Genomic DNA, 25335 nt, shown 5'->3' with positions numbered 1-25335 from the left:
AAGCTTCATGCACAAAATTTACGGTCATAAAAACATTTTAGAATTGTTTAATAAAATCATAAATTCAGGTAAAATAGCAAATGCATACCTTTTTGTCGGAGAAAGTGGGTTAGGCAAAGAATACATGGCAAAGTATTTCGCCATGATGGTAAATTGCGTTAAAAGTCCTAAGCCATGCTTCAGTTGTCATTCATGCGTTCAATTTGTATCAGGCAATCACCCTGATATTTTCTTTATAGAGCCTGAGGGAAGCTCAATAAAAGTAGACACATTGAGAAATACTGTCATAAGCAATGCCTATATTAAGCCGTACAATTCGTACAAAAAGATTTTCATAATAAAAGAAGCAGAAAAAATGACAGAGCAATCTCAAAACAGCATTCTCAAGACTTTAGAGGAACCTCCTTTGCACGTTTTATTCATATTGACAGCGTCTAAAATGGATGGTCTTTTGCCTACAATTGTATCAAGATGCGAGACAATAAGGTTTAATAGAGAGTCGGATGATGTTATAGAGGATTATCTTATAAATGAGAAAAGCGTCGATGCAAATGAAGCTAAAAAGATTTCATCTGTTGCTTGCGGCAATTATGGCAAGGCGGACTTGTTGACTGATGAGAAGTATTCAACTATAAGGAATGAAGTCGGAGATGTATTGGAAACCTTATTAAAAAGCGACAAGGCTTTAAGGCTTGATAACTTTAGATTTTTCGACGAAAACAGGGAAATGATAGATGATATAATTGACATAATGCTTTCTTACGTGAGGGACATTATGGTTTTAAGCTTCCATGATGAAGAAAGCATTATAAACAAAGATGTACTGGATAGACTTAAAGCTATTTCAAATGATTTGACAGCCTTTAAGCTTAATAATATAATAAATGAGATAGAAGATCTTATATTCAATCTTAAGTCAAACGTCAATTACCAAATGGCCATTGAAAAATTTCTCTTAAGCATTTAGGAGGTTTTATTTTGTATACAGTTGTAGGAGTTCGGTTTAAAAAAGCCGGTAAGATATATTATTTCGATCCAGGTGATTTGCCTATAAATGTAGGTGACAATGTCATAGTAGAGACAGCCAGAGGAGTAGAGTTTGGCGAAGTCGTGGTAGGCAAACGAGAAGTTGACGACGATGAGATTATAGCTCCTCTTAAAATGGTTCTTAGGATTGCCACAGAGGAGGATTATGAACATTACAAGGAAAACAGAGCCTGTGAAGCAGAAGCATTTGGCGTCTGCTTGGACATGATAAAAGAGCATAACCTCGACATGAAGCTAATAGATGTTGAGTACACTTTTGACAATAACAAGATAATCTTTTACTTTACTGCTGATGGCAGGATAGATTTCAGAGATCTTGTAAAAGATCTTGCTGCAGTTTTTAAAACGAGGATAGAGCTTAGGCAAATAGGCGTAAGAGACGAGTCAAAGATAGTAGGTGGCCTTGGGCCTTGTGGCAGACCTCTTTGCTGTGTGACATTTTTAGGAGATTTTGAGCCTGTATCTATCAAGATGGCAAAGGATCAGAATCTTTCACTTAACCCTACTAAAATCTCAGGGCTGTGTGGCAGATTAATGTGCTGCTTAAAATATGAACAGGACACTTACGAAGAAGTCAGATCAGAGCTGCCTTCTGTAGGAAGCCTTATAAAAGTCGATGATAAAGAGATGAGAGTAGCGGAAGTTGACGTTGTAAGAAAGAAACTTAAAGTAAAGATGAAAAATGCTGAGGGAATAGAGATAACGAAGGAGTACGACCCAGAAGACGTCGTAGTTATAGAAGAAAGCCAAGACGATAAAAAAGACGAGATTTCTGAAATTTACGAAGAAATACTGGGAAGTGATTTTGTAGAATAAAAAAATAGAGGTTTTACCTCTATTTTTTTATTCTACTTTGCCTAACACAAAGCTTAATATAAGAATAATGAACACTGCCGTCGTTATGTATACATACATATAGTCTTTTTCCTGAAGAAATGTGATTATGGATACTCCCACGCGAAAGACGGGTGTTAGAATCAGCACTAGAAGCCCTGTCATGATTATGGCGTAAGGCTTTAGAGACATTAACCCTTTAATTATTGCTATTACTGATGTAGGATATACACCTGCAGGGTAGCCGCTGCTTTTTGTCACAAAAAATAGAATTAAACCGATGAGAATTATTAAAGCGCTTAATAAAACTCCTGCCCTTAATGTTTGACTTATTATTATCTCCATATTTTCTATTTTCTCATTTTGATTTTTTCTGTCTTCCACGGCTATACCCCCAATCCTTTAAGAAGCATTTCAATGGAAACATAAGCTAAAACAGGTATAAATATTTTCCTTATTGTTGTGCTTTTCATATTTGTCATGATTTTTGTTCCCAGTGTTGCACCTATAAGCACTCCAAGTGCCACAGGACCAGCTATCTTTGGGTCTATATCGCCCCTTACAAGGTATACTCCGGCACTGGCGGCTGCAGTAACACCGATCATAAAATTGCTGGTAGCGGTTGAGACTTTCATTGGAAGCCTCATAAATAGATCCATTGCCATTACTTTGAAAATGCCGCTTCCTATACCCAAAAGTCCCGATATTACACCAGCTATGTACATCATGCCAAATCCTTTGTTTACTCCAGTGACATTGTACTGTATTTCTTTTTTTAGGACTTTATCGTAGTAAGACCCTTCTAATTTCAATTTTTTTGCGATAGGCTGTGATACCACACCTACAGGAAGTTCTTCATTTCGCTTTTTTAACATAGTGAATGCTGAATACAGAAGAAGAAGGCCAAAGATAATATAAAGGTATTTTGAACTTATAAGCCCTGCAATAAAAGCGCCTGTCAAAGCACCTGTCGTGGTAGCTATCTCTAAAAACATCCCTATCCTTAAATTAGTAATTTTATCTCTTACATACGTTACGGCGGCACCGCTGGATGTGGCAATGACGGATACGATGCTGGCACCAATGGCGTATTTTATGTTTACGCCTAAAAGAAGTGTAAGCATTGGTATTACTATTATGCCACCGCCTAATCCTAAGAGGGATCCAAATACTCCAGCCACAATTGATATGAGAAGTATAATTGATGATGTCAATATCACTTTATCATCTCCTAAATTTCATTATGCTTTATTTCCCTTTCCAACATTATCAGTATTGGAGGAAATGCGTATATGCACATTGTGGAAGCAGCCACGATTCCAGCATCGTTAAAAGCCAACGCAAAAAGCATTCCTACAATGCTGCCAAAAAAGCCATAGTAGATATATTTATTTTTCTTAAATATGTTTTTTAGTATTCCTGTAGGCTTGTATGACAAGATAAACAAGCTCATTATGGTTATGATTAAAACCCACGACCATATTGTGTATCTTATTAATGTTAACTCCATGTCTAATTTGCGGGCAAATATCTTGTATAAAGCCATTATTCCTTCGTTTTTAACAATCAAAGCGGTTTGCGCCATGTGTGTTACAGTGCCCATAAACATTGATGCTATAAACATAAGCGTTAGAAGGACAGCCATACTTATGAACAAAATCAGCAAACTTTTGTAGTTGATTTTGATTTCTGACATAAGCAAAAGCGTTACGCCAAATGCCATAAATCCTGTTATAAATCCGCCAATTTTTGCACCATACTGTGGCAATACCATCAACATGAAAACTACCGCGAATAAGAGCACTCCTAATAATTTGTTTATTCTCGTGTCGTACTTTTGAATGTATGTCATGATGCCCATGATAGTTGACCCTATGAGAACACCCATGTATTCATTGCCTATTCCGTAAAATCTGGCACCTGCTATGACGTCATATCCTAAAATAGAGCCTTTCATCAGATGTGCTCCTGTAAAAATGTCAGCCGTGATTGTCAAAGCAGTTAAAAGGCTTATCACTATTAGCATATTAAGTTCATCTTTAGCAAAAAGCTTTATTATAAGCAATAAAGCTATTGTTATCAGTATCAAAGCGATCATGCTTGAATACACAGTCAAAGGACCAAAAAGGGACAAAATCAAAAGCGACAGAGGAACGATCATCACGCCTAAAACTACGGGCTTCAAGTATTTTAAATAGTTGATCTTTAGAAATAGCGTAATTAAGTACAGTATCAAGATTATAATGAGAAAAATTACGTAACTTTTTAAGACGATAGGCCGGGCATTGTAAATAGATACTACTTTGCTATTTAGATTTTCCAAGTAGTTGACTTTGTCTTGGGTTTTTATATTTGTTATGGGATGCCCTAACATCTCTACAGGTGCCTTTATGTTAAAATAGTTAAGTATTGTAGGTGCCAAATCCAAATTTGTAATGATTCCATCTCTTTTTGTCGTGATAGATGTTGTAAGTCCGTTGTATCCAGGACCATAGATTATTATTGGCGACAGCAGATTGTTGGTAGACATATCGCTTTTTGAAGGATAAGGTGTTGCCACTATAAGCAAATCTTTCGATGGATCTAAGCTTTTTAGAAGCTTTCCTATAAATGCATCAGCATTTTTTATGGCATACTTTTCATATTTTGATGCTAATTCATTGGAAACATCGGAAGAATAGCTATCCACCCTTGATGTGTCACCTGTGTCGATTACAAAGAATCCTCCATTTTTATCGTATTTTTGAAAATAGTCAAAGATTTTGTTGTAATCAGTGCTCATAAAATAGGGGCTATTTTTATCGTACTTCAATACATTTTCACTGACGTCGCCAAATGCTGTTCCTTTTTCATCCATGGCGATTAGCGCCCCATACCTTCTATATGAAATTGTGTTGTCAGTTATTGCATCAGAATTTCCAAAAACGTATGTAGGAATGTTGTTATCCTTTAGCAGTTGACCCAAAAGGCCAGGTGTAATCTTATAGTCTGCACTTTTGCTGCTTTGTATAAGGTTTGATATGCCTATATTAACTATATTTGCATTGCCATAGCCATATCCTGTATTAAGCTTGTAAATTTCCCCTGCGGTTCCGAAAGAATATTTTTCGTTCACATTGAGATTTATTTGACTTATGCCATGAGCACTTGCTCTTGTTCCAGTTCCAAATGTCAAATATCCAGATGCATCAACATAACCATCAGCATTTCTGACATTCATGAGACCAACTGAGCCATTGTCGATTAGCTTTTGAATGTTTTTTGCGTCGTATTTAATATAGTCGTTTAGGCTAACCCTGTCGATTATTACAAGCACTACTTTTTTATTGTTGCTTGTATCAGCGTAACTTTTTTGTGGCAGCATAAAAGTCAAAGTCATCAATAAAAGCATAAAAGCAGTGATAAATTTCTTCAAGTGAAACACACCCTCTATAGTTTTTTATTTATTATACAACATAAATGTTAAGAAATTATTAAAAAGAGGGTTTTACCCTCTAATATCTTAAAAGTGGCATGCTCATGCATCTTGGACCGCCTCTGCCTCTTGATAGTTCAGAACCTTCGATCTCGATTACCTCGATGCCTTCTTTCCTCATGATTTTATTTGATGATTCATTTCGGGAATATGTGATGACTTTGCCTGGCGCTATAGCAAGCGTATTTGTGCTGTCGTTCCACTGCTCCCGAGCTGACGTTATGGCATTAAAACCCCCTGTAGGTATTATTTCAATATTTTTGAGATTTAATGCAGATTTCAGTGCGTCTTGGAGATCTTTTTCCTTTTGGATCGAAAAGCCTTTGTCATCCTTTATTATGCTGAAAACCCTCAGATCTTTTTTTATTCCAGGATAGAAGACGAACCTTTCCTTATCTACCATGGTGAATACAGTATCAAGGTGCATGTAAGACCTGTTTACGGGAATCTGGACGACAAGAATGTGTTCTACTGTTGAATTGCCTTCAAAAAGATTGCGGGCAAGTCGTTCTATTGCTTGTGGCGTAGTCCTTTCGCCACATCCTACTGCTATTACCTTGTCGCTTAATATAAGCACATCTCCACCTTCTAAAGAATGAAAATAAGTGTTGTCATACCAGCATGGAATGTTGTTTTTCTTGAAAATATCGTGGTTTTTGTATATGTATTTCATTATGAGCGTTTCAGGCTTTCTCGCCGCAGACTTCATGGAGCTTATCATAAATCCTCCATCTATCATTGCGCCTGGATCTCTGGTAAAATACATATTCGGGACAGGCTTAATGTAGAAATAGTGTTCTTCGTAGATGAATTCAGCCAGGCCTTTTGGGATGATATTGTCAATATCGCCTTTTTCAAGGCCGCTTATGGCAATTTCCGCAACATCGCTGCAGCCTAAATCCATAAGGTAATCTTTAAGGTAGCTTTCTGTTTCGGTATTTGTTATGCCGTTTATCTTCAGAAGATCCGCTATAAACTGTTCCTTTATAGCTTCATCTCTCAGTACATCCTGAAGAAGGTCTTTTACGTACAAAACAGTTATACCGTTATCCTTTAACACTTTGGCAAATTCATCATGTTCCTCTTGAATCTTTCTAACCCATGGAATATCATCAAAAAGCAGCTCTGTCAAATTTTGAGGCGTAAGCCTTTCTAATTCCTTTCCGGGTCTATGAAGTACGACTGCTTTTAAAGTTCCTATTTCTGATGATACATGTGGCACTAATAATGGATGCGTCACCAACACATTCCTCCCTATGCATAAACTCTTTATATAGTATACTTTGCTTATATCCATTTTTCAATACGATTTATATTAATTTATTGATATGGTAAAATTATTTGTAACGAGGTGGTAATATGCTAAAAGATGGCGAGAGAATTGACGATTTGAATTTGAATGGACTTAAGCTCATACAGAGAGAAGACATGTTTAAATTTGGGATGGATGCTGTATTGCTTTCCAATTTTGTATACACAAAAAGAGGAGATAAGATTGTAGACTTAGGCTGTGGAACAGGCATCATACCAATTTTGATAGCAGGAAAATCAAGAGATACACGTATTGTAGGTGTTGAAATACAAAGTGAAGTTGCCAATATTGCTATAAGAAACGTATATCTCAATAATTTTGAAGGCAGAATAGACATAATAAACGATGATATTAGAAATGTTGTGGATAAGTTGGGAATTGAAAAATACGATATTGTGACGTCCAATCCTCCGTACATGCCGTACAAGACAGGGTTTGACAAAAATAGCGAAAGTGAAAACATATCGCGATATGAGTTAAATGGCGGACTTGACGATTTTATAAAGGTTGCAGCAAAGCTTTTAAAGTTTGGAGGCAAGTTTTTTTTAGTGCATAGAGTGGATAGGATTGTGGATATTGTTTATAATTTGCGGATTTGCAACTTAGAGCCTAAAAAAATAAGGTTTATCCATCCACATTTTGGGGAAAAGCCGAATTTAGTCTTGGTAGAGGCAAAAAAAGGCGCAAAAAGTGGTGTTGTAATAATGCCGCCCCTTTACGTCTACGAAGAAAATGGAGAATATACGAAAGAGCTTTTAAGCATATACGGAAAAACTTCGATAGAGGAGGAATAGCATGTCTGGAAGCTTGTATTTGTGTCCAACACCAATTGGAAATTTGGAAGACATAACCTTAAGAGTTTTAAGGGTGCTTAAAGAAGTGGATATAATAGCTGCTGAAGACACAAGGCAGACTTTGAAACTTTTGAATCATTACGATATAAAAAAAACAGTAGTAAGCTATCATGAGCATAACAAAGTTTCAAGCGGTGAAAAACTTTTGATAGATTTAAAAGCCGGTAAAAATGTAGCGCTGGTTACTGATGCTGGTACACCGGGAATATCTGACCCCGGAGAAGACCTTGTAAAACTTTGTTTGGAAGAAAAGATAAATGTAGTGTCACTGCCCGGTGCTACAGCTATAACAACGGCATTAGTAGGTTCTGGACTTGACACAAAGAAGTTTGTCTTCTTGGGATTTTTGCCAACAAAGAAAAGCGAGAGAGAAAGTGTCTTGGATGAAATAGGGAGAGAAAAGAGAACGGTTATCATTTATGAAGCGCCTCATAGAATTGTCAGAACGTTGGAAGAATTAAAGCCGTACATAGAGGACAGAAAGGTTGTAATAGCAAGAGAGCTTACAAAAGTGCATGAAGAGTACATAAGAGGTACGGCAGATGAAGTTCTATCAAAATTGGGGGATGACGTAAAAGGAGAAATTGTAGTCCTTATAGAGGGTGGAAAAGATGAAGTTGCGATGGAGCCAGAGGAGCTTCTCAGAAGGTATATTGAATGTGGCATGGATAAGAAGGAAGCGATTAAATTGACGGCTAAACAATTAAAAATACCTAAGAGCGAAATTTACAAGCTTGCATTGAAAGATGAATCGTAATTCGATTTCGCCTATCAGTATCAGTTGATAATGATAATCAATAATCTTTAACCATAAAAGTATCTTAATATATTGCATAATTTTTAGTTTAAGCATATAATATGTATTATATTAAAAATTATCAATTGATACAAAGGGGTTTTATAATGAATTCATTTAAAAAGATAAAGAATGTTTTGATACTCATACTGTTTATAAATATAGCTGTGGCGTTGGCTAAACTTTTATACGGTTTGCATATAAAAAGCGCCAGCATGGTAGCTGATGGGTTTCATTCATTATCAGATAGCTCAGGCAATATAGTAGGTCTTGTAGGCATATATTTAGCGTCAAAACCGCAGGACGAAGAACATCCTTATGGACATAAAAAATTTGAGACATTTTCATCAATTTTTATATCTGTGATGCTGTTTGCAGTAAGCTATACTATACTAAGAGAAGCTTATGGAAGGCTTTTAAATCCTGTAGAACCAAAAATCACCTTAGATAGCTTCATAATAATGATTACTACATTATTGCTTAATATATTTGTATTCACTTATGAGTACAGACAAGGAGTAAATTTAAAAAGCGACATACTTGTATCTGATTCACTCCACACAAAAAGCGACATATACGTGTCTGTCTCTGTTCTTATTACGCTTATTGCATTAAAACTTGGAATACCGCCATACATCGATCCGCTGATGTCTGTAGCAATATCAATATTCATCGTAAAAGCAGGTATTGAAATAATAAAGCATAGCTCTGATATACTGTGCGACAGAATAGTGATAGATTCAGAAAAAATCCGCGACATCGCTTTATCTGTAAAAGGTGTGCTTTCTTGCCATCAAATAAGAAGCAGAGGCAGAGAAGACGACATAAATATAGACATGCATATAATGGTTGACCCGAGTGAAAACATAACAGATGCCCATTATATAGCTGATCAGTTGGAAGAAAAATTAAAAAAGGAAATACCTGGTGTCACTGAAGTCATCGTTCATATAGAGCCTTATGATAAAAATGAAGTAACAGAGTAAAAAAATAATAGAAGTAAAACTTCTATTATTTTTTAATATTATTCGCTTTTTTTAATGTCATCGAGGCATGCTTTGCAGATGTTTTTGCCTTTGTAATTGACGACATTTTCTGCATTGCCGCAGAAAATACATGCAGGCTCGTACTTTTTAAGCACAATCTGCTCGCCATCCACGTAGATTTCCAAAGCGTCTCTTTCTGCAATATTCAGAGTCCTTCTAAGTTCGATAGGAATGACAACTCTTCCCAACTCGTCCACTTTTCTTACAATTCCTGTGGATTTCAACATATCTCTCCCCTCCTAAAACTACAAAATTCGACAAATTCTTTGCATTCTAATAATACCAAGTTTTGAAAAATAAGTCAATAGTTTAATGGCATTTTTTTTTAAAAATAACATAAATTTTTATAGGATGGGGGAGATAAAGTTGATAAATTATATATGGATCTTCATGATTGGTGTAGGTATTGTTGTCGGTATGATAAACGGTAGGATGGGGGAAGTATCAAAAGCTATAATTGATTCATCTGAGTCGGCTGTCACAATATCAATAGGACTCGTAGGCATCATGTCTTTATGGTTGGGTATAATGCAGATAGCTGAAAAATCTGGGCTTATGGACATGCTGGCAAAGGTCTTAAAACCAGCCATAATAAAACTATTCCCTGAAATACCTAAAGATCATCCTGCCATTGGTGCTATGATAATGAATATATCGGCTAATATGTTGGGGTTAGGCAATGCGGCCACGCCTTTTGGAATTAAGGCTATGGAGTACCTTCAAGAGTTGAATAAAAGGGATGTTGCATCTAACTCCATGTGCACATTTCTCGTCATAAATACTGCATCAGTTCAGCTTCTCCCTGCTGTAATGATAGGGTTAAGGGCTTCTTTGGGTGCGAAAAATCCAGCAGATTTTGTATTGGCTGGACTTTTATCCAGCGTTACAGCTTTAACCGTAGGCCTTGTGGTCGTAAAATCACTTGAAAAGTCATCACTTTTTAAGGAGTGATATTTTTGCTTAAATCAATTTCTGAGTTTATAATTCCAGCCATAATGCTTTTGATTCCTGCATACGGGTTAATTAAACATGTAAAAGTCTATGAAGTCTTTTTAGATGGTGCAAAAGAAGGCATTAATACAATAATAAAAATATTTCCTGCTTTGCTGGCAATGTTGGTGGCAGTGGGAGTCTTAAGGGCATCAGGTACTTTAGATATCTTTGCAAAGTGGATTTCACCGCTTACTGCAAAAATTGGGATGCCGTCAGATGTAGTGCCATTGGCACTCATAAGGCCTCTATCTGGAAGCGGTGCATTAGGCATAGCGACGGAACTTATTAAATCCCATGGGCCTGATTCATTTACAGCCAAACTTGCTTCTGTCATGTACGGCTCCACTGAGACTACGTTTTACGTCTTAGCAGTTTATTTTGGATCTGTTGGAGTCAAAAAGATGAGGCATTCCATAGTAGCAGGCATTGCTGCCGATATCGCCGCAATACTGTCATCTGTTTTTTATAGCAGACTGTTTTTTTAACGGTTCAAATTTGATATACTAAAGGCAGTAATAATAAAAAACGAGGAGTTTACATGATATGGGGATATTGATAAATAGGATAAAGCGCATACTATCTGATGAGGCCGAAAAAGTCTATATTGTAGGAGGAACTATAAGGGACAGAATACTAAATGTAGATATAAGCGATTATGATTTTGCTGTATTAGGTGATGCTGCTTCGGTTTCAAAGCTTGTATGTGATAAGCTAAAAGGCTCTTACGTGCCTTATGCAGAGGACAGAGGAACATATAGAGTCGTGTATGAAAATATAGTGCTGGATTTTACGCAAATCAGAGGCGAAAATATAGATGAAGATTTGCTTCATAGGGATTTTACGATAAATGCGATGGCAATAAGGCTAAATGATTTTTTTGATGTAGACTTGATAATAGATCCTTTAGGCGGGCTAAAGGATTTAAGAGAAAAGAAGATAAAATGCGTAGGGAAAAGTTCCTTCGATGATGACCCTTTAAGGATGCTTAGAGCTATTAGATTTGCAGCCAAATACAATTTTTCCATAGATGAGGATTCCAAAAATCTTATAAGAGAAAAAGCCGATTTGATTGAGAATGTTTCTTCAGAAAGGATTATGAGTGAAATATATTCTATACTTAAGTCAAAGGAGTCCTTCAAATACGTACAAATGATGGACGAGCTGGGGTTAATCGATGCGATTTTTCCTGAGATAGCTGAGATGAAAGAGATAGGCAAGTGCTATTATCAGGTTTTAGACTCATGGCATCATTCTATAAAAACGATAGAAGAATATGAAACGATTGTAAATGAGCTTAGATTTCCTTCAGATATAGAGAATTTGGTCAAAAAGTACCTTGATAAAGATCTTTCTTCGGGAAACAAACTAAAAGATGTATTGAAACTTGCTGCAATGTTTCATGAAATCGGCAAAAAAGATGCCATTTATATAGATTCTGATAACAGGCTTCAGTTCTACAATCACGATGTAAAGGGAGAAAAAATTGTTGCAGATATAGCTAAAAGATTAAAACTGGCGAAAAAAGAAGCATCCCTGATAAAGAAGATGGTCTTGTACCACGGAAACCCATTTTCACTGTACATAGATGGGATTGGAAACAAAGCATTGTTTAAGTTTTTTTCAGACCTTGAAGAAAATGCTTTGGGGTGCTTGCTTTTGTCGTTGGCCGATGTTACCTCGGCTATGAAAGGACAAGGCCGGTTAAATGAAGCTTCATGCTATAGAAATTTCATAACCAAGCTATTAAGAAGGTACATGGACTTTGAAAGGACGAAGACACCACTTCTTACGCCGCTTGATATAATAGTCAATTTCGATCTTAAAGATTATAAGCTTTTAAATCAAATACTGTACGAATTGAGAAAAAATCAATTTTACGGTGAAATAGAAAGCAGAGAAGACGCAGTAAAATTTGTGGAAGAAAGAATGAGGATGGAGAAAATATAGTTGACAATGTATTTGCGATAAAGTATATTATTATGTAATGATGTAAATAATATATTAAAAAGGCAATGAAGGGAAGAGTAGAAAGGAATTTCTCTTAAAGAGAGCTGGGTTAAGGTGAAAGCCAGCAGAGAATGAACTTTTGAACATGGACCTTGAGCTTCAAAGCTGAAACTAAGTAGGCTTTGGCGGGATTTCCCGTTACAGAGTAGGAGTGTGACAGCACTTTACGAGGCATACTGCCGTGAGGCGTATGTGAAAAGGGTGGTATCGCGATCAAACTCGCCCCTTAGTGGGAGGCGGGTTTTTTTACGCCTTAAAAATAAAGTTATAAGATGAGGAGGATTTTTATGGCGAAGACTTTTTACATTACGACACCTATATATTATCCAAGCGATAAGCTGCATATAGGTCATTCTTATACGACTGTCGCTGCAGATGCGATGGCTCGGTTTAAAAGGCTTACAGGTTATGACGTGATGTTTTTGACAGGAACAGATGAGCACGGTCAGAAGATACAGAGAAAGGCAAAAGAAAAAGGCGTTACGCCGAAACAGTATGTAGATGAAATTGTGGCGTGGATAAAAGATTTGTGGAAGACAATGGACATAAGCAATGATAAGTTTATAAGGACGACGGACCAGCAGCACGAAGAGATTGTGCAAAAGATATTTACAAAGCTTTACGAAAAAGGGGACATATACAAAAGTGAATACGAAGGTTGGTACTGCACACCTTGCGAGACGTTTTGGACGGAGAAACAGCTTGTAGATGGGAACTGTCCAGATTGCGGCAGACCTGTAGAGCTTGTGAAAGAGGAAAGCTATTTCTTTAAGCTTTCAAATTACGCTGACAAACTTCTTAAATACTACGAGGAGCATCCAGACTTTATACAGCCTGAATCAAGGCTAAATGAGATGGTAAGCTTTATTAAATCCGGACTTGAGGACTTGTGCGTATCCAGAACGTCCTTTGATTGGGGCGTAAAAGTTCCCTTTGATCCAAAGCACGTTGTGTATGTTTGGATTGACGCTCTTTCTAACTATATAACTGCACTGGGGTATTCTACAGATGACGATGAAGATTTTAAAAAGTATTGGCCGGCAGATGTACACCTTGTTGGAAAGGAGATCGTAAGATTCCACACTATTATATGGCCTGCAATGCTTATGGCGCTGGATTTGCCTCTACCTAAGAAAGTGTTTGGCCATGGTTGGCTTATATTAGAAGGCGGCAAGATGTCAAAATCGAAGGGCAACGTGGTTGATCCGAAAGAGCTTGTATCAAAATACGGCGTGGATGCCATAAGGTATTTTCTTTTAAGAGAAGTTCCGTTTGGAGCAGATGGCGTATTTTCAAATGAAGCTCTGATTTCCAGGATAAACTCAGATCTTGCCAATGACTTTGGAAACCTTCTAAGCAGGACTGTAACGATGGTAGAAAAATACTTCGACAGTGTAGTGCCTGAAACTTCGGATAAAGATGATGTTGATGATGAGCTAATATCCATAGCAAATAATTTGCCAAAAGTTGTTGAAAGCTATATGGATAAGCTGCAGTTTTCAAATGCTCTTGCGGAGATTTGGAAGCTTGTAGGGCGAGCAAATAAGTACATTGACGAGACGATGCCATGGGTATTGGCAAAAGATGAAGACAAGAAAGGAAGGCTTAAAACTGTTCTTTACAACCTTGTTGAATCGTTGAGGTTTGTCGCTATTTTGATAACGCCGTTTATGCCGAATACGCCTATCAAAATATACGAGCAGCTTGGAATCAGCGATGACTTAAAGACATGGGATAGCCTTAAATTCGGCTTACTGAAACCAGGCACAAAAGTCAAAAGAGGGGAGAATATTTTCCCGAGGATCGATGTAGAAAAAGAGCTTAAAGAAGCTGAAAAAGAATCGCCTAAAAAAGTAGATGTAGAAAAAGAGACAAATTACATCAAAATAGATGACTTTGCAAAGATCGATTTGAGGGTTGCGGAAGTATTGGAAGCCGAAAAAGTAGAAGGCGCTGATAAATTGTTAAAGCTTAAGCTTAAAGTAGGCGACGAGGTAAGGCAAGTTGTATCAGGACTTGCACTGCATTACAAACCAGATGAACTTGTAGGCAAAAAACTCGTCCTCGTTGCTAACTTGGAGCCTAAAAAATTAAGAGGCATAGAATCGTACGGAATGATTTTGGCGGCATCAAACGAAGGCAAATTGACCGTCGTAACTGTCGACAAAGATATAGAAAGCGGTGCGAAGGTGAAATAAAAAGAAGGCGGGGTGATTCCCGCCATTATTTTTATCTAATTGAATTACTTTAAGTGTTTTGCTTCTTATCATCTTTCGAATTTTTGTCTGAAGAACTATATGGTAATCCGGCTGCTAATCCAGTGAACAGAGCTAAGTAAAATGAAGATGTTTTTGGATAAAAGAAATCTAATATGGCAGCTATGACGACAATTGCTATAAAGCAGAAAAACTTAATTTTAGATTCTTTGTCTTTCGGTATGGAATACTTAAAAACCCGTCCAGAAAAGCGTGCCATTTCAAAACCAATTAGAAAAATGATTAAACTTACTACAATACTTATTAGCCAAACATATAAACTCTTCAAAGACAAACTCCTTCCTTATGGTTATTTACATCATAGAAATGATGCAAAATATTTCGTAGTGCAAATATATTGGGTATGTGCTGCATCGGCATACCATTCATCAATAACTTCTTTATTTAGCGATGAACCATAATACCAGACATTTTCGTGATAATAAAGAGAAGGTGTATTGCCATAAGGACAATTTTGGATAGCACTAATAATAGCGCTTGCTACCAATCTAGTGACTGGATTTGGTAGATAATTAGCTAATGCTGAAGATAGAGTATCAATTCCAATATTTTTTAACCAAGTACTCAAGGCCAAATCTTTATTAGTAATACCAGCGTGAATGTTGTAATCACTTTCTGTGCCAACTATTGGTGTATTCATTTGGTATACCCATTCATCAATCATTGGTTTTGCAGTTTTAGAATCAATGTTTGTAACATTATAAGTAGAACTATTTTCTTCTATGGATTTTATTGCTTTTTCATTTGAAGGGATTTCTAAAGCAAAAACAGAACTAAAAGTTGAAACTGTAAGTAGCACTATAGCAAGAATCAACGAAACAACCTTTTTTAACATTTTTAAACATCTCCCTTTTATAGTTAGTAATACTATTTTGGTACAAAACAGTATACTAACTATTTTTTATTAAACATCGAATGACCATTCATCTGTTTAATTACATTATAACTCTAACTCCAACATTTGGGAAGTTCCGAAATTCGGCACATTTTTTATGAAGTAGGTGCCGATTTTCGGAACTTCAATTTCTGCTTTACTAAGTTCACCTAACATGATATGTAAGACAAGCTTCAAGTTATGTAATAAGCTTTATTACAATAAATGATTAAAATAAATAGATAAACGTTCAAAAATGCCTTTCTGCTTGAATTCTAACGGAGGAAGTCCATATAGAGCTTCATTGCTGCCTATTGTTTTATAATTTCCTTGTTTTGCTTTTTCTTGAATATTATGTACTTTGTTCATAAAAGATTTTTTAATAATATCGCTGTTCACAAGTGTTTTTTCTTTTAAACCAGCAGTTTGATCAGAGTAATATGGTGAAAAGGCCATCTCTTCTCCATTTTTATTAACAATTACAAATATATCACCACCAAAATTCAGTAAAAAACAGTCATCCGGATTAAAGTTATTTTCACTTGCTAATTTATAAATATTTTTGGTTAATGCTCCACCAAAATCTACAACATGCCATTCTTCATTCTTTAATATGATTGAAAAATCAGTTATTACATTGTTTTCAGCTATTACTGGATATGTGTAAAATGGTTCACGAGTGACTTGATCACTTATTTTTATTGAAGGATCATATTTATTAATATTAATAGTGGCCCATTATACAGATATTAAAAAATCATTAATAATGCATTTATTATATTATGAATACTATGAATAGATAAAACAATTTTAAATGGAGTCAAAGTTTTATTTTTATAGATTACATATGAATAATTCAAAATCAATCCTGCCAAAAATGTCGAAAAAATATATATATAACTATAACAATGTGATAAGCCAAAAATTATTGAAGCCACAATTATAAGTAATATTTTATGATTATTTAAATAATTTATTTTTTTTAGTAGATAAATCAAAATAACTTGATACAAGTATGTTTCAAATATTGGACTAACAATTCCTACTAAAATCAGTATTAATATTGGTGACATATCAAGCTTAGGACCGTTAAACTTTATATTCGAAATATTCATATATATCAATATTACATTATCTATTATGAATGAAAATACTACCATCATTAGAATATAACCATGATCAGAAATTTTGTTTATGTAATTACAAATTATCTTATTGATATTCATTAAGATACCTCTTATCTTTATAAACTATTTAATGAGCAAATTTAACTTTTCAACAAAAATTGTTACTATAGATAAGAAATTAGTTAACATATATATTAACAAGGTTATTGATTGAGAAGTTATTTTTTTATTATTATACAAAATATATGAATACGACAAAATAATTCCAAATAAAAACATTGGAATAAAACTATCATAATACGTAATAGCAAAAAGTAAAGACGAAAAAAGCATTAATAATAGATCACTTTTTATATTAAATTTTTTCAAAATATATATTACTATACGCTGGTATAAATAAGTGTTAATTATAGGATAAAGAATTAATAATTTTCCTAACACTTTTGCTATATTTATAAATCCATCTTTAGAAGTTAGATTTGCTATATTCTGAATAATAATTTTATTCTTAAATATCACTGTCACCATCAAATACGATAAAAACGCCATTATAACAATATATTCTAAATCATTTAATTTATTTAACTTTTTCATATTTGTAATCATTCCTTATAATTATTCTAATATTTATTAATTGTACCGAAATTCAATATACTCAAAACTGTTCTTCAAGCATCATTAAAATCATGATATTTGTTACAGATTAACCTCTATTTTTTATATAGAATTAAGCAATACAATATAAACATATCATAAGGTTTACCTTTTCTACAAAATAATAAATTATCCTTTTGATGGTAAATAATCCTCATATTTCAATCATGTATACCGTTCATACTCAACTTATTTAACTTGAAATTGATTTATAGCTAAATATGCTTTTAAAACTTTTTATCTTTTACCTTCTTTAGCTGCAAGTTAATTTTTAAGGACTCTACTCCCTTGCTACCCTGCCGGATAAAGGGTTAGATAATATCACCTCTAGTATAATATACACGATTTATATCAAGTATAGAGTCAATACAGCAAATAATAATTTAACATAGCCTTTCTATGTTCGGATTTATTCTAAATACTCAACTCCCATATTATGCATATCTCATCATAAATGACTTTATATTTCACATCTAAAAAGTCATTTAGGCTGCTTTTAAATAAATAATTCGGGATATCCTTTAAACCGGTATAGACTTAAACTTTTGTGTACAATCTTCTCTGAATAGAGGATAGATAAAAGTCCTCCTGGGAAATCATCCTTATGGTCTATACTTGTGAAAAAGCTAATTATTCCATTTAGTGAGGGTTAATGTTTTGATTGGTTGGGACTGGCTTCCCGGGATATCCGCGGCACATGCTAGGTTGTTTACTCACTAGATAAAATGGATACTTTTATTCACTTTTATTTAAAGGAGTTGTTGTTTAATGAATTTTTTGCCTAATTATATTAGTGTTGGTATTGATGTTGCAACTTAAAAATGGTGATTATAAAATGTCTGTCAAGGATGGCAACGTCTCGCTTCATCCTCGACAGACTATGGCTAATTGCCACAAGCATTGCATTATACACGTGGTCAACTAATGTGAGTAGTTATACAGTAAATTCCTTTACCATTAACATTAATTATTATATGAAATCATCGTCCAATTATGTCAAAGGGATTAGGTTCGGTATAATAAGCACCTTTACATAACAAGTAAGCCACATATCCTATCCCATAACCAACGTAATAAAAAGCACGCATAGGGTTAAAATCGCCACCATTTATAGATAGTAATTCTTCTTCTTTTAAAGTGTTCATATTTATTTTATCCATATTTGCTCACATTCCTCCTTCCAATTTATCAACTATATTAATTTATTAGAAAGCTACCCTACATATGCCCAACCCGAATATAAATTATGAGGAACTGAATTATTGTCATGGCTAGCAGCAGAGTTAAATCCGTCAATAAATCCTTTACCAGCTTCATATGCTACAGTCAGCCAAAAAACATATTTTTCTACGGTTCCACGAACCTCCTCTAATGCGCTACCAGCATTTATATTTTGCAAATCATCTTCTGTCAATTCCATAAATCCATTCATTGGCATTACGGCTTCCATCTCTTTCCCTCCTTTAATTTTTGACTACAACCGCGCGATTTTCATCTAAATTTTAAAATACCATGGTAAATCTTTTTAGAAAGCACAAAATAGGAACTAAAATTATGACTATTCCAGATGTTTATGTAAAATTTACTCAGCTGATAATTCTTCATCTATAAGAATAATTTACCTCTATTGGTAAACATGTTCAACCTTTAAAAAACTCTCTTCCTCCATTTTTATCTGTTTTTTTAAATTTACTACTTTACTACTCATGTTTTCTCAATTTATTTCAACTTTATATTAATCATCTTTATTGTTTGTTTTAAGTGCAAATTCTCCTTGTTTTAAGTTTTAAAAATCATACAATTACATACTGCCTATATATTCCATATACTGTTCTTTCCATGTTTTTCATTTTCTTTATAATAGCACAAAACTGTTCATTTTTTCAATGTCCGAAAGTATACTCTTTTTGATTTTTTTAATAAATTTTTCTGCAAAAAGTATACTTTCGCATACTAATAACTATACTATAGATGAGAAAATTCACTAACATAAACTACCATAATAAACTTATAATGAGTAAATTTCATATTTCAAATAGCTTGATATTCCTATAGAGACAAAACTTGAAATGGTTTTGTCGCAGCTTGATTTCTCAAATGTCGTGCTTTCACTATTAAGGTCCGAATATAAAAGAGGCCCTAAAGGATATGACCCATTGTCTTTGCTTTATGCCTTAGTAGCTATGCAACTTGAGAAAATTCCCACTATAGCAAAGTTTGTAGATAGACTAAAATCAGATCCTGTATTTAGATATAACTGTGGTTTAAATGTATTGGGTCCCGTACCATCTACATCAACCTTTAGCAGATTTTTAAACCTAATATCAAAATCAGAGGCACTGGAGGAAGACTTTAAGCAATTAATACTTAAGGCTAAAAACCTCAACATAATTGATGGTACTAATATAGCTATTGATTCAACTAAATTGAACTCTTTTGAAAAGCCAAAACCTAAATCTAAGCTAAAAGATGATGGTAAATCTCCTAACTGGGGAAAGAAAAAAGATACTGATGGCAATGATATAAAATGGTTTGGATGGAAGCTACATATATTAGCTGACTCTTAAGTGAGCTTCCACTCGCCATAGAAATTACTCCTGCGAGTGTAAATGATAGTATTTTAGCAATACCTTTATTAAAGAAGCTAAAAGATTTCTATGGCAATACTTTTAATGTAAAACACTGTATTATGGATTCGGGCTATGATATAAAAGAGAATTACGATTATATTATGAATGAGTTTCATGCACAACCAATCATAGCCTACAATAAAAGAGGAAGTTTCGCTCCACCAGAAGGACTAAATGAAAGACTTCATCCAATTTGTTCTATGGGATATGAACTTGTGTATTGGGGCAAAGACGGTGATTATCTAAAATTCAGATGCCCACATGTATTAGGAAAAGTAGATTGTCCTCATGGTTCTTCTTGGTGTAGCAGTTCAAACTATGGGTATTGCCTTAAAATCAATTACAAGAAAAACAACAGGTATTTTAGCTTTCCAATAAGAAGTTCTGATGAGTGGCAGGAAATATATAACCTTAGAACTTCTATTGAGAGATGTAACAGCAGGTTGAAAGAATATTTAAATACTGACAATATACGCTCAGCAGGTATTAAGAAAGCTAAAATCTTTGCCTTATTAAACTGTATTACACTTGTTGCAGGTACTATTGCTGTTAATGTTAATAAATCATTGTCAAAAGTAGCTTAATAAACTGCTTATGCTTAAACAAGCATATAGAAACAGACAAAAATTATTTTATAAACTATTTTTGTATTAAATTTTCAAAGTTCATAAGTTATCCACAGGCATTGCTATGCTTAGCTTTGCTATTGCCTTTTTTAGCTTCAAAAAATTAAAGCTTAATTGTGCAATTTTCTCACATAAACAAATTAAAGATTGTAGAAAGAAGTGATGACATGATAAATGATTTTGCAAAAAGAAATAAAATATTTCTATCAAATAGTAATTTTATGCTTTATATTATTGGCTATGTAATATCAGGCATTGGTACAAGACTTACGACGATAGCTATCTCAAGCAAAATATTGTATCTTACAAATAGTGGACTGTCTTTAAGTGCAACACTAATGCTTGAAGGGATACCGAGTTTTTTGCTAGATTTGTTTGCTGGGAATGTAGTCGATAAGGTGAGAAAAAAGAACATGAACATATTGATGATTTTATATATATTATTTGCTTTTACGTCTTTTGGATTGATATTTGCAAATGACATGAGCCTAATATACATAATTAGTTTTATAAACGGTATTCTCACATCGTTTGAATATCCCGCCAGAAGTTCGATTGTTCCGCTTTTGGTTGATAAAGACCATCTTTTAGAGGCAAATAGCATAAGAAGCAGTTTATCAAGTATAAATATGATAGTGGGGTATTCTGTAGGTGGTATAATTGTTTCGATATTTGGGAATGATATATCTTTTTTAATAGATAGTCTTACATTTATCATAATTGCGATTTTGATTGCCTTTATTAGAATAGATGAAAAGGCTCAAGAAGATAAAAGTGAGAATATATTTGATGATGTTTCAAAAACAATCAGCAATATAGTAAGTGAAATAAAGCAAGGAATAGGATTTATCAAGGGCAGCATGGTAATAAGACAGGTGATAAATCTTAATCTATTGAGTACGCTTATAATAAGTATGCAAACGCCACTTGTGTATATTTTTGTTAAGAACTATTTAGGTGGGGAGAAATTGCTTGCAGCAAGAAGTGGTATGCTTTTTTCGCTGGCAGGTGTTGGAGGGCTTATTGGAGGTATATTGATAAATTCAATAGGGAAGAAATTTAATAATATTTCAATTATGACGACTGTACTGCTTTTTGATGGAATTACTCTTATTACATTTTCAAACAGCAAAATATTTTTATTATCATCAATACTTTTTACCTTCTTAGGTGTAATATTTGTAGTATTTGAAACACTTACAGATACGATAATACAAGAAAATACTAATGACGATAACAGAGGCAAGGTTTATGGATTTTTAGGTTCATTAGTCGATCCTTTATCGATAATATCATTAGGCATCGGCGGTGCTTTAACAAATGTATTTACTGCAAAGGCGATTTTTATTCTATGTGGAATCTCGGAAATTACTGTATCACTGATATATAAAGTATGTAATAAGGTTAAATCAATTAATTGAACCTGTGTAAAAATTGTAGACGATCATCTGAACTTGCTTTTTTAGCATAGTATGATTTTTCACTTTATACTTCGAATTAATAAAATATGTTAAAATAAAAAAGACTATAAAAGCATTTAGGAGATGATTTTATGCTTATAGATTCACATGCCCACTTGGAAGATGAAAAGTATGACGAAGATAGGGATGATGTTATAAAAAGGTGCAGAGATGAACTTACATTGTTGATAAATGTAGGATCCAGCATTGAGACGTCAAAAAAATCGATTGAGCTTGCTGAAAATAATGGTTTTATATATGCTGCTGTCGGCATTCATCCTGAGCATTCGCAAAAGGAGATAAACGACATTAGGGTTATTGAGAAATTGTTATCTCGAGAAAAAGTCGTTGCGATAGGAGAGATAGGACTTGACTATTATTACGGCGATCCACCGGTGGAATATCAGAAGCAGTGTTTCATAGAACAGATAAGGCTTGCCAAAAAGTATGATTTGCCAATAATAATCCACGACAGGGATGCACACGGCGATGTGTTTGACATTGTGAAAAGTGAGTGGACAAGCAGTTTGAGAGGGGTTTTTCACAGCTATTCCGGCAGCAGTGAGATGGCATTCCAGTTGATTGAGATGAACTTTTACATTTCATTAGGAGGACCAGTGACATTTAAAAATGCAAAAAAAGCCGTCGATGTAGCTATGAAAGTACCGATAGAAAAGCTGCTTATTGAGACGGATAGCCCTTATTTGACGCCTGTGCCCCATAGAGGCAAGAGGAATGAACCTATTAATGTGAGATACGTAGCACAAAAGATTGCAGAGATAAAAAATATGGCATTTGATGAAGTTTGCGATATAACGGCATCTAATGCATTAAAGCTATTTAAAATAAGTCAAAGCAATTTATAGCAATTTAAAAGGTGGAACATATACTGTATTGAAATGGATATTTCAAAAAAAGGAGGAAAAGTGAAAGATGGATAGAGAAAATGTAAATGAAAATCCTATGAATGTTCCACCTGTAAATCCAGAACCGTATTTAGGCCCAATGCAGCCGCCTATGGGAGGTATGCCTACGATGCCGTGCCCTTCCGAGCCACCAATGGGACCTATGCCTTATCCTATGCCAGGAATGCCGGGTATGATGCCACCAATGCAGTGCCCTCCTGAGCACATGAGAATGTTTATGGATGCTTATAACCATGTTTCGATGGCATACATGATAATGACACAAATGATGCAGATGATGCGCCCGTGAGGGCGTGTTTTTTTAGAAGCATAATATTTTTATGTATATAATATAATAATATAGTAGATAATATAAATGATAGCTTATAATGGAAATGGAGATAAAAATTATGAAATCAATTTGACAAAAATAACATGGTGTATTAAAATTAAAAAAAGTCTTCCCAATAAAAATGAGGAGGTTATGTAATGGATGCAAGCAACCGAAGAATTTGGCCGGATGCATTTACTGAGTTTATCAAGAAACCGGCTGGAATTCTGATAGTGGCTGCCTTGGTCATTTTGTTAGTAGGTATAACTGTATACGTTAACTTGAAAAAACAGGTTACAATCACAGATAACGGGAAAACAGTTGCTGTGACCACATTTAAAAGCAGTGTAAAAGACTTATTGGCAGAGAAAAATATAAAGCTTAGAAAAGAAGACGAAGTTACACCATCGATAGATTCGAAGTTGAAAAATGGAATGAGAGTCAGCATTAAAAGAGCATACCCCGTGGTAATTCACGTTGATGGAAAGGATATTACAATATACACAGTAAAACCAACATTAAAAGATGTATTAGCTCAAGGAAAAATCACAGTAAGTCCCATCGATAAAATTAGCACTCCTTTAGATAGCAAAACATATAGCGGAATGAATGTCACAATTACCAGAGTAAATGAAAAAGTAATAACTCAAGATGAAGATATAGCTTTCAACGTTCAAACAATCCAAAATGACAATATGATAAGAGGTCAGACTTTAGTTGTGCAAGAAGGTCAAAACGGAAAGCGAGAAAAGACGATAAAAATTACATATGAAGATGGGAAAGAAGTATCAAGGCAAGTTATAAAAGACGTTGTAGTACAAAATCCCATAACAAAGATAGTACAGGTAGGCACATTAGGGCTTTTGACTACATCAAGAGGAGAAACCTACAGATATAGAGAGATGAAGATAATGGATGCAACAGGGTATGATGCACCGCCTGGATCCCTTACGTATTCTGGTGCTACAGTCGGGCGTGGTATCATTGCAGTTGACCCGAGAGTAATACCTTTAGGTACAAGACTTTATGTTGAGGGGTATGGTCCTGGGGTTGCAGCAGATATTGGGGAAGCGATAAAAGGCAATATCATCGATTTGTTTTTTACATCATATAAAGAAGCATGTAATTGGGGAAGACGAACTGTTAGAGTTTATATACTTAAGTAGACAGGTTTAACCTGTCTTGTTTTTTGAAAAAAGCGAGGTTAGATGAGGATGAAAGTAAAAGGATTCAACGCGAAGAAAAGACTTGGACAAAATTTTATTTTTGATGAAGCCATACTATCAAAGATAGTTGATTTATCAGGTATAACAAAAGATGATAATGTGATAGAGATAGGTGCGGGATTAGGCACCTTGACCAGAAAGATATTAGAGAAGGCTAATATGGTAGTGTCTTATGAGATAGACAAAGAAGCTTATGACATACTGAAGGCAGATTTTAAAGGACATGATAATCTAATCGTATTAAATGACGATATAATGAAAGTTGACTTAAAAGAGACTGTAGATGCGTATTTTGGAGGGGAAAAGTGCAAAGTCGTTGCAAATTTGCCTTACTACATAACATCGCCTATAATAATGAAACTTTTAGAATCTCACCTGATGAAAGACATAACTATAATGGTGCAGAAAGAGGTGGCGGAAAGGATATGTGCAAAGCCAGGAGGCAAAGATTATGGTGTATTGACGGTGGCAGTAAACTATTACTCTAATCCAGAGATATTGTTAAATCTTCCTCCGGAAGTATTTTCACCTAAGCCAAAGGTAAGCTCATCGCTTATAAAATTACATGTTTTAGATAAGCCATCTGTATTTGTAAAAGACGAAAGACTTTTTTTCAGAATTGTAAAATCCTCTTTTGGACAGAGGAGAAAAGTCATAACAAATTCATTAAAATCCCTAAACATAGATCAATCGATAATTGCAGATGCTTTGACAAAATGTGGCATAGATTTAAAGCAAAGAGGAGAGACTCTTTCAATAGAAAAGTTTGCAGAGCTTACAAATACCATTTATGATATGAAGATGTAATATTAAATCCTCCTGTTTCATAATATATATTGCTAAAATATATTTGAAATAAGGG

Annotated in this window: 28 protein-coding genes and 1 other annotated feature; of the genes, 16 read left to right on the top strand and 12 right to left on the bottom strand. The window is 34.5% G+C overall.

Annotated features, from left to right (window positions below):
• Nucleotides 1-7: 7 nt before the first annotated feature.
• Nucleotides 8-967 (top strand): DNA polymerase III subunit delta', encoded by a 960-nt coding sequence (holB, locus tag GSH73_RS12820; protein ID WP_014757575.1) that lies wholly within the window; start codon nucleotides 8-10, stop codon nucleotides 965-967.
• Nucleotides 968-978: 11 nt separating this feature from the next.
• Nucleotides 979-1863, top strand: coding sequence for a PSP1 domain-containing protein (locus tag GSH73_RS12815; protein WP_014757576.1), 885 nt, complete (start codon nucleotides 979-981; stop codon nucleotides 1861-1863).
• A gap of 27 nt (nucleotides 1864-1890) precedes the next feature.
• Here GSH73_RS12815 and GSH73_RS12810 read toward each other — a convergent pair whose 3' ends face one another.
• From GSH73_RS12810 to GSH73_RS12795, 4 genes are all read right to left on the bottom strand, one after another.
• Nucleotides 1891-2226, bottom strand: a complete 336-nt coding sequence (locus tag GSH73_RS12810) for a DUF1634 domain-containing protein (RefSeq protein WP_038069630.1) — start codon at nucleotides 2224-2226, stop codon at nucleotides 1891-1893.
• 41 nt (nucleotides 2227-2267) lie between these two features.
• The gene (locus GSH73_RS12805) at nucleotides 2268-3101 is read right to left on the bottom strand and encodes a sulfite exporter TauE/SafE family protein (RefSeq protein ID WP_014757578.1); all 834 of its coding nucleotides are present in this window, start codon (nucleotides 3099-3101) and stop codon (nucleotides 2268-2270) included.
• Between the two features lie 11 nt (nucleotides 3102-3112).
• Entirely contained in the window at nucleotides 3113-5296 is a 2184-nt protein-coding gene (locus GSH73_RS12800; protein WP_014757579.1) for an alkaline phosphatase family protein, read from the bottom strand.
• 79 nt (nucleotides 5297-5375) lie between these two features.
• Nucleotides 5376-6596 carry an arginine deiminase gene (locus GSH73_RS12795; RefSeq protein ID WP_014757580.1) on the bottom strand — a complete coding sequence of 407 codons (1221 nt, stop codon included), beginning with the start codon at nucleotides 6594-6596 and terminating at the stop codon, nucleotides 5376-5378.
• A gap of 119 nt (nucleotides 6597-6715) precedes the next feature.
• On the opposite strand from GSH73_RS12795, the gene GSH73_RS12790 reads away from it, so the two are divergent.
• The 3 genes from GSH73_RS12790 to GSH73_RS12780 all read left to right on the top strand — a co-directional run bounded on the left by GSH73_RS12790 (nucleotide 6716) and on the right by GSH73_RS12780 (nucleotide 9304).
• Complete coding sequence (locus GSH73_RS12790) at nucleotides 6716-7462, top strand: tRNA1(Val) (adenine(37)-N6)-methyltransferase (protein ID WP_014757581.1); 747 nt, start codon at nucleotides 6716-6718, stop codon at nucleotides 7460-7462.
• 1 nt (nucleotide 7463) lies between these two features.
• Nucleotides 7464-8279, top strand: a complete 816-nt coding sequence (gene rsmI, locus GSH73_RS12785; RefSeq protein ID WP_014757582.1) for a 16S rRNA (cytidine(1402)-2'-O)-methyltransferase — start codon at nucleotides 7464-7466, stop codon at nucleotides 8277-8279.
• 146 nt (nucleotides 8280-8425) lie between these two features.
• Nucleotides 8426-9304: a cation diffusion facilitator family transporter gene (locus GSH73_RS12780; RefSeq protein ID WP_014757583.1), complete on the top strand. Its 879-nt coding sequence runs from the start codon at nucleotides 8426-8428 to the stop codon at nucleotides 9302-9304.
• Nucleotides 9305-9342: 38 nt separating this feature from the next.
• Here the strand turns inward: GSH73_RS12780 and GSH73_RS12775 are convergent, their stop codons facing one another.
• Nucleotides 9343-9591, bottom strand: a complete 249-nt coding sequence (locus tag GSH73_RS12775) for an AbrB/MazE/SpoVT family DNA-binding domain-containing protein (RefSeq protein WP_014757584.1) — start codon at nucleotides 9589-9591, stop codon at nucleotides 9343-9345.
• 139 nt (nucleotides 9592-9730) lie between these two features.
• Between GSH73_RS12775 and GSH73_RS12770 the strand changes: the two genes are divergently transcribed.
• The 4 genes from GSH73_RS12770 (at nucleotide 9731) to metG (ending at nucleotide 14562) form a co-directional block, all read left to right on the top strand.
• Nucleotides 9731-10315, top strand: a complete 585-nt coding sequence (locus GSH73_RS12770) for a nucleoside recognition domain-containing protein (protein ID WP_014757585.1) — start codon at nucleotides 9731-9733, stop codon at nucleotides 10313-10315.
• 5 nt (nucleotides 10316-10320) lie between these two features.
• Entirely contained in the window at nucleotides 10321-10842 is a 522-nt protein-coding gene (locus GSH73_RS12765) for a spore maturation protein (protein WP_014757586.1), read from the top strand.
• Nucleotides 10843-10900: 58 nt separating this feature from the next.
• Complete coding sequence (locus tag GSH73_RS12760) at nucleotides 10901-12304, top strand: CCA tRNA nucleotidyltransferase (RefSeq protein ID WP_014757587.1); 1404 nt, start codon at nucleotides 10901-10903, stop codon at nucleotides 12302-12304.
• Nucleotides 12305-12360: 56 nt separating this feature from the next.
• Nucleotides 12361-12594: a binding site (T-box leader), on the top strand.
• Nucleotides 12595-12651: 57 nt separating this feature from the next.
• Nucleotides 12652-14562 carry a methionine--tRNA ligase gene (gene metG, locus GSH73_RS12755; protein WP_014757588.1) on the top strand — a complete coding sequence of 637 codons (1911 nt, stop codon included), beginning with the start codon at nucleotides 12652-12654 and terminating at the stop codon, nucleotides 14560-14562.
• Nucleotides 14563-14611: 49 nt separating this feature from the next.
• On the opposite strand, the gene GSH73_RS12750 is transcribed toward metG, so the two are convergent.
• From GSH73_RS12750 to GSH73_RS12720, 7 genes are all read right to left on the bottom strand, one after another.
• Nucleotides 14612-14914 (bottom strand): hypothetical protein, encoded by a 303-nt coding sequence (locus GSH73_RS12750; protein ID WP_160175251.1) that lies wholly within the window; start codon nucleotides 14912-14914, stop codon nucleotides 14612-14614.
• Between the two features lie 24 nt (nucleotides 14915-14938).
• Nucleotides 14939-15475, bottom strand: coding sequence for a hypothetical protein (locus GSH73_RS12745; protein WP_014757590.1), 537 nt, complete (start codon nucleotides 15473-15475; stop codon nucleotides 14939-14941).
• A 255-nt stretch (nucleotides 15476-15730) separates the two neighbouring features.
• Nucleotides 15731-15970: a hypothetical protein gene (locus GSH73_RS12740; protein WP_014757591.1), complete on the bottom strand. Its 240-nt coding sequence runs from the start codon at nucleotides 15968-15970 to the stop codon at nucleotides 15731-15733.
• A 293-nt stretch (nucleotides 15971-16263) separates the two neighbouring features.
• Nucleotides 16264-16587, bottom strand: coding sequence for a CPBP family glutamic-type intramembrane protease (locus tag GSH73_RS13885; protein ID WP_432416192.1), 324 nt, complete (start codon nucleotides 16585-16587; stop codon nucleotides 16264-16266).
• 177 nt (nucleotides 16588-16764) lie between these two features.
• Nucleotides 16765-17235, bottom strand: coding sequence for a type II CAAX prenyl endopeptidase Rce1 family protein (locus GSH73_RS12730; RefSeq protein ID WP_014757593.1), 471 nt, complete (start codon nucleotides 17233-17235; stop codon nucleotides 16765-16767).
• Between the two features lie 1040 nt (nucleotides 17236-18275).
• Complete coding sequence (locus tag GSH73_RS12725; protein WP_014757594.1) at nucleotides 18276-18455, bottom strand: hypothetical protein; 180 nt, start codon at nucleotides 18453-18455, stop codon at nucleotides 18276-18278.
• A gap of 53 nt (nucleotides 18456-18508) precedes the next feature.
• Nucleotides 18509-18745 (bottom strand): hypothetical protein, encoded by a 237-nt coding sequence (locus GSH73_RS12720; protein WP_014757595.1) that lies wholly within the window; start codon nucleotides 18743-18745, stop codon nucleotides 18509-18511.
• 619 nt (nucleotides 18746-19364) lie between these two features.
• Between GSH73_RS12720 and GSH73_RS12715 the strand changes: the two genes are divergently transcribed.
• The 7 genes from GSH73_RS12715 (at nucleotide 19365) to rsmA (ending at nucleotide 25280) form a co-directional block, all read left to right on the top strand.
• Nucleotides 19365-19862, top strand: a complete 498-nt coding sequence (locus tag GSH73_RS12715; RefSeq protein ID WP_014757596.1) for a transposase — start codon at nucleotides 19365-19367, stop codon at nucleotides 19860-19862.
• A gap of 17 nt (nucleotides 19863-19879) precedes the next feature.
• Nucleotides 19880-20509 (top strand): transposase, encoded by a 630-nt coding sequence (locus tag GSH73_RS12710; RefSeq protein WP_084214963.1) that lies wholly within the window; start codon nucleotides 19880-19882, stop codon nucleotides 20507-20509.
• A 209-nt stretch (nucleotides 20510-20718) separates the two neighbouring features.
• Entirely contained in the window at nucleotides 20719-21972 is a 1254-nt protein-coding gene (locus tag GSH73_RS12705) for an MFS transporter (protein WP_038069617.1), read from the top strand.
• A 131-nt stretch (nucleotides 21973-22103) separates the two neighbouring features.
• Nucleotides 22104-22877, top strand: coding sequence for a TatD family hydrolase (locus GSH73_RS12700; protein WP_014757599.1), 774 nt, complete (start codon nucleotides 22104-22106; stop codon nucleotides 22875-22877).
• Nucleotides 22878-22944: 67 nt separating this feature from the next.
• Entirely contained in the window at nucleotides 22945-23226 is a 282-nt protein-coding gene (locus tag GSH73_RS12695) for a hypothetical protein (RefSeq protein ID WP_014757600.1), read from the top strand.
• A 179-nt stretch (nucleotides 23227-23405) separates the two neighbouring features.
• The gene (locus GSH73_RS12690) at nucleotides 23406-24413 is read left to right on the top strand and encodes a resuscitation-promoting factor (RefSeq protein WP_014757601.1); all 1008 of its coding nucleotides are present in this window, start codon (nucleotides 23406-23408) and stop codon (nucleotides 24411-24413) included.
• Between the two features lie 48 nt (nucleotides 24414-24461).
• Nucleotides 24462-25280 (top strand): 16S rRNA (adenine(1518)-N(6)/adenine(1519)-N(6))-dimethyltransferase RsmA, encoded by an 819-nt coding sequence (gene rsmA, locus GSH73_RS12685; RefSeq protein WP_014757602.1) that lies wholly within the window; start codon nucleotides 24462-24464, stop codon nucleotides 25278-25280.
• The last annotated feature ends 55 nt before the right edge of the window (nucleotides 25281-25335 follow it).

Origin of the sequence: Thermoanaerobacterium aotearoense (assembly GCF_009905255.1) — a bacterium.
Taxonomy (GTDB): domain Bacteria; phylum Bacillota; class Thermoanaerobacteria; order Thermoanaerobacterales; family Thermoanaerobacteraceae; genus Thermoanaerobacterium; species Thermoanaerobacterium aotearoense.
Note: the sequence above shows the minus strand (reverse complement) of the source record. Positions and strands in the feature narration are given on the sequence as shown.

Excerpts from the sequence above, each read along its gene's own strand:
- holB (WP_014757575.1), top strand. The coding sequence starts at position 8 with ATGCACAAAATTTACGGTCATAAAAACATTTTAGAATTGTTTAATAAA.
- GSH73_RS12810 (WP_038069630.1), bottom strand. The coding sequence starts at position 2,226 with ATGGAGATAATAATAAGTCAAACATTAAGGGCAGGAGTTTTATTAAGC.
- GSH73_RS12790 (WP_014757581.1), top strand. The coding sequence starts at position 6,716 with ATGCTAAAAGATGGCGAGAGAATTGACGATTTGAATTTGAATGGACTT.
- rsmI (WP_014757582.1), top strand. The coding sequence starts at position 7,464 with ATGTCTGGAAGCTTGTATTTGTGTCCAACACCAATTGGAAATTTGGAA.
- GSH73_RS12780 (WP_014757583.1), top strand. The coding sequence starts at position 8,426 with ATGAATTCATTTAAAAAGATAAAGAATGTTTTGATACTCATACTGTTT.
- GSH73_RS12775 (WP_014757584.1), bottom strand. The coding sequence starts at position 9,591 with ATGTTGAAATCCACAGGAATTGTAAGAAAAGTGGACGAGTTGGGAAGA.
- GSH73_RS12760 (WP_014757587.1), top strand. The coding sequence starts at position 10,901 with ATGGGGATATTGATAAATAGGATAAAGCGCATACTATCTGATGAGGCC.
- metG (WP_014757588.1), top strand. The coding sequence starts at position 12,652 with ATGGCGAAGACTTTTTACATTACGACACCTATATATTATCCAAGCGAT.
- GSH73_RS12745 (WP_014757590.1), bottom strand. The coding sequence starts at position 15,475 with ATGTTAAAAAAGGTTGTTTCGTTGATTCTTGCTATAGTGCTACTTACA.
- GSH73_RS12740 (WP_014757591.1), bottom strand. The coding sequence starts at position 15,970 with ATGGCCTTTTCACCATATTACTCTGATCAAACTGCTGGTTTAAAAGAA.
- GSH73_RS13885 (WP_432416192.1), bottom strand. The coding sequence starts at position 16,587 with ATGTCACCAATATTAATACTGATTTTAGTAGGAATTGTTAGTCCAATA.
- GSH73_RS12730 (WP_014757593.1), bottom strand. The coding sequence starts at position 17,235 with ATGAAAAAGTTAAATAAATTAAATGATTTAGAATATATTGTTATAATG.
- GSH73_RS12725 (WP_014757594.1), bottom strand. The coding sequence starts at position 18,455 with ATGGATAAAATAAATATGAACACTTTAAAAGAAGAAGAATTACTATCT.
- GSH73_RS12720 (WP_014757595.1), bottom strand. The coding sequence starts at position 18,745 with ATGGAAGCCGTAATGCCAATGAATGGATTTATGGAATTGACAGAAGAT.
- GSH73_RS12715 (WP_014757596.1), top strand. The coding sequence starts at position 19,365 with ATGGTTTTGTCGCAGCTTGATTTCTCAAATGTCGTGCTTTCACTATTA.
- GSH73_RS12705 (WP_038069617.1), top strand. The coding sequence starts at position 20,719 with ATGATAAATGATTTTGCAAAAAGAAATAAAATATTTCTATCAAATAGT.
- GSH73_RS12700 (WP_014757599.1), top strand. The coding sequence starts at position 22,104 with ATGCTTATAGATTCACATGCCCACTTGGAAGATGAAAAGTATGACGAA.
- GSH73_RS12695 (WP_014757600.1), top strand. The coding sequence starts at position 22,945 with ATGGATAGAGAAAATGTAAATGAAAATCCTATGAATGTTCCACCTGTA.
- GSH73_RS12690 (WP_014757601.1), top strand. The coding sequence starts at position 23,406 with ATGGATGCAAGCAACCGAAGAATTTGGCCGGATGCATTTACTGAGTTT.
- rsmA (WP_014757602.1), top strand. The coding sequence starts at position 24,462 with ATGAAAGTAAAAGGATTCAACGCGAAGAAAAGACTTGGACAAAATTTT.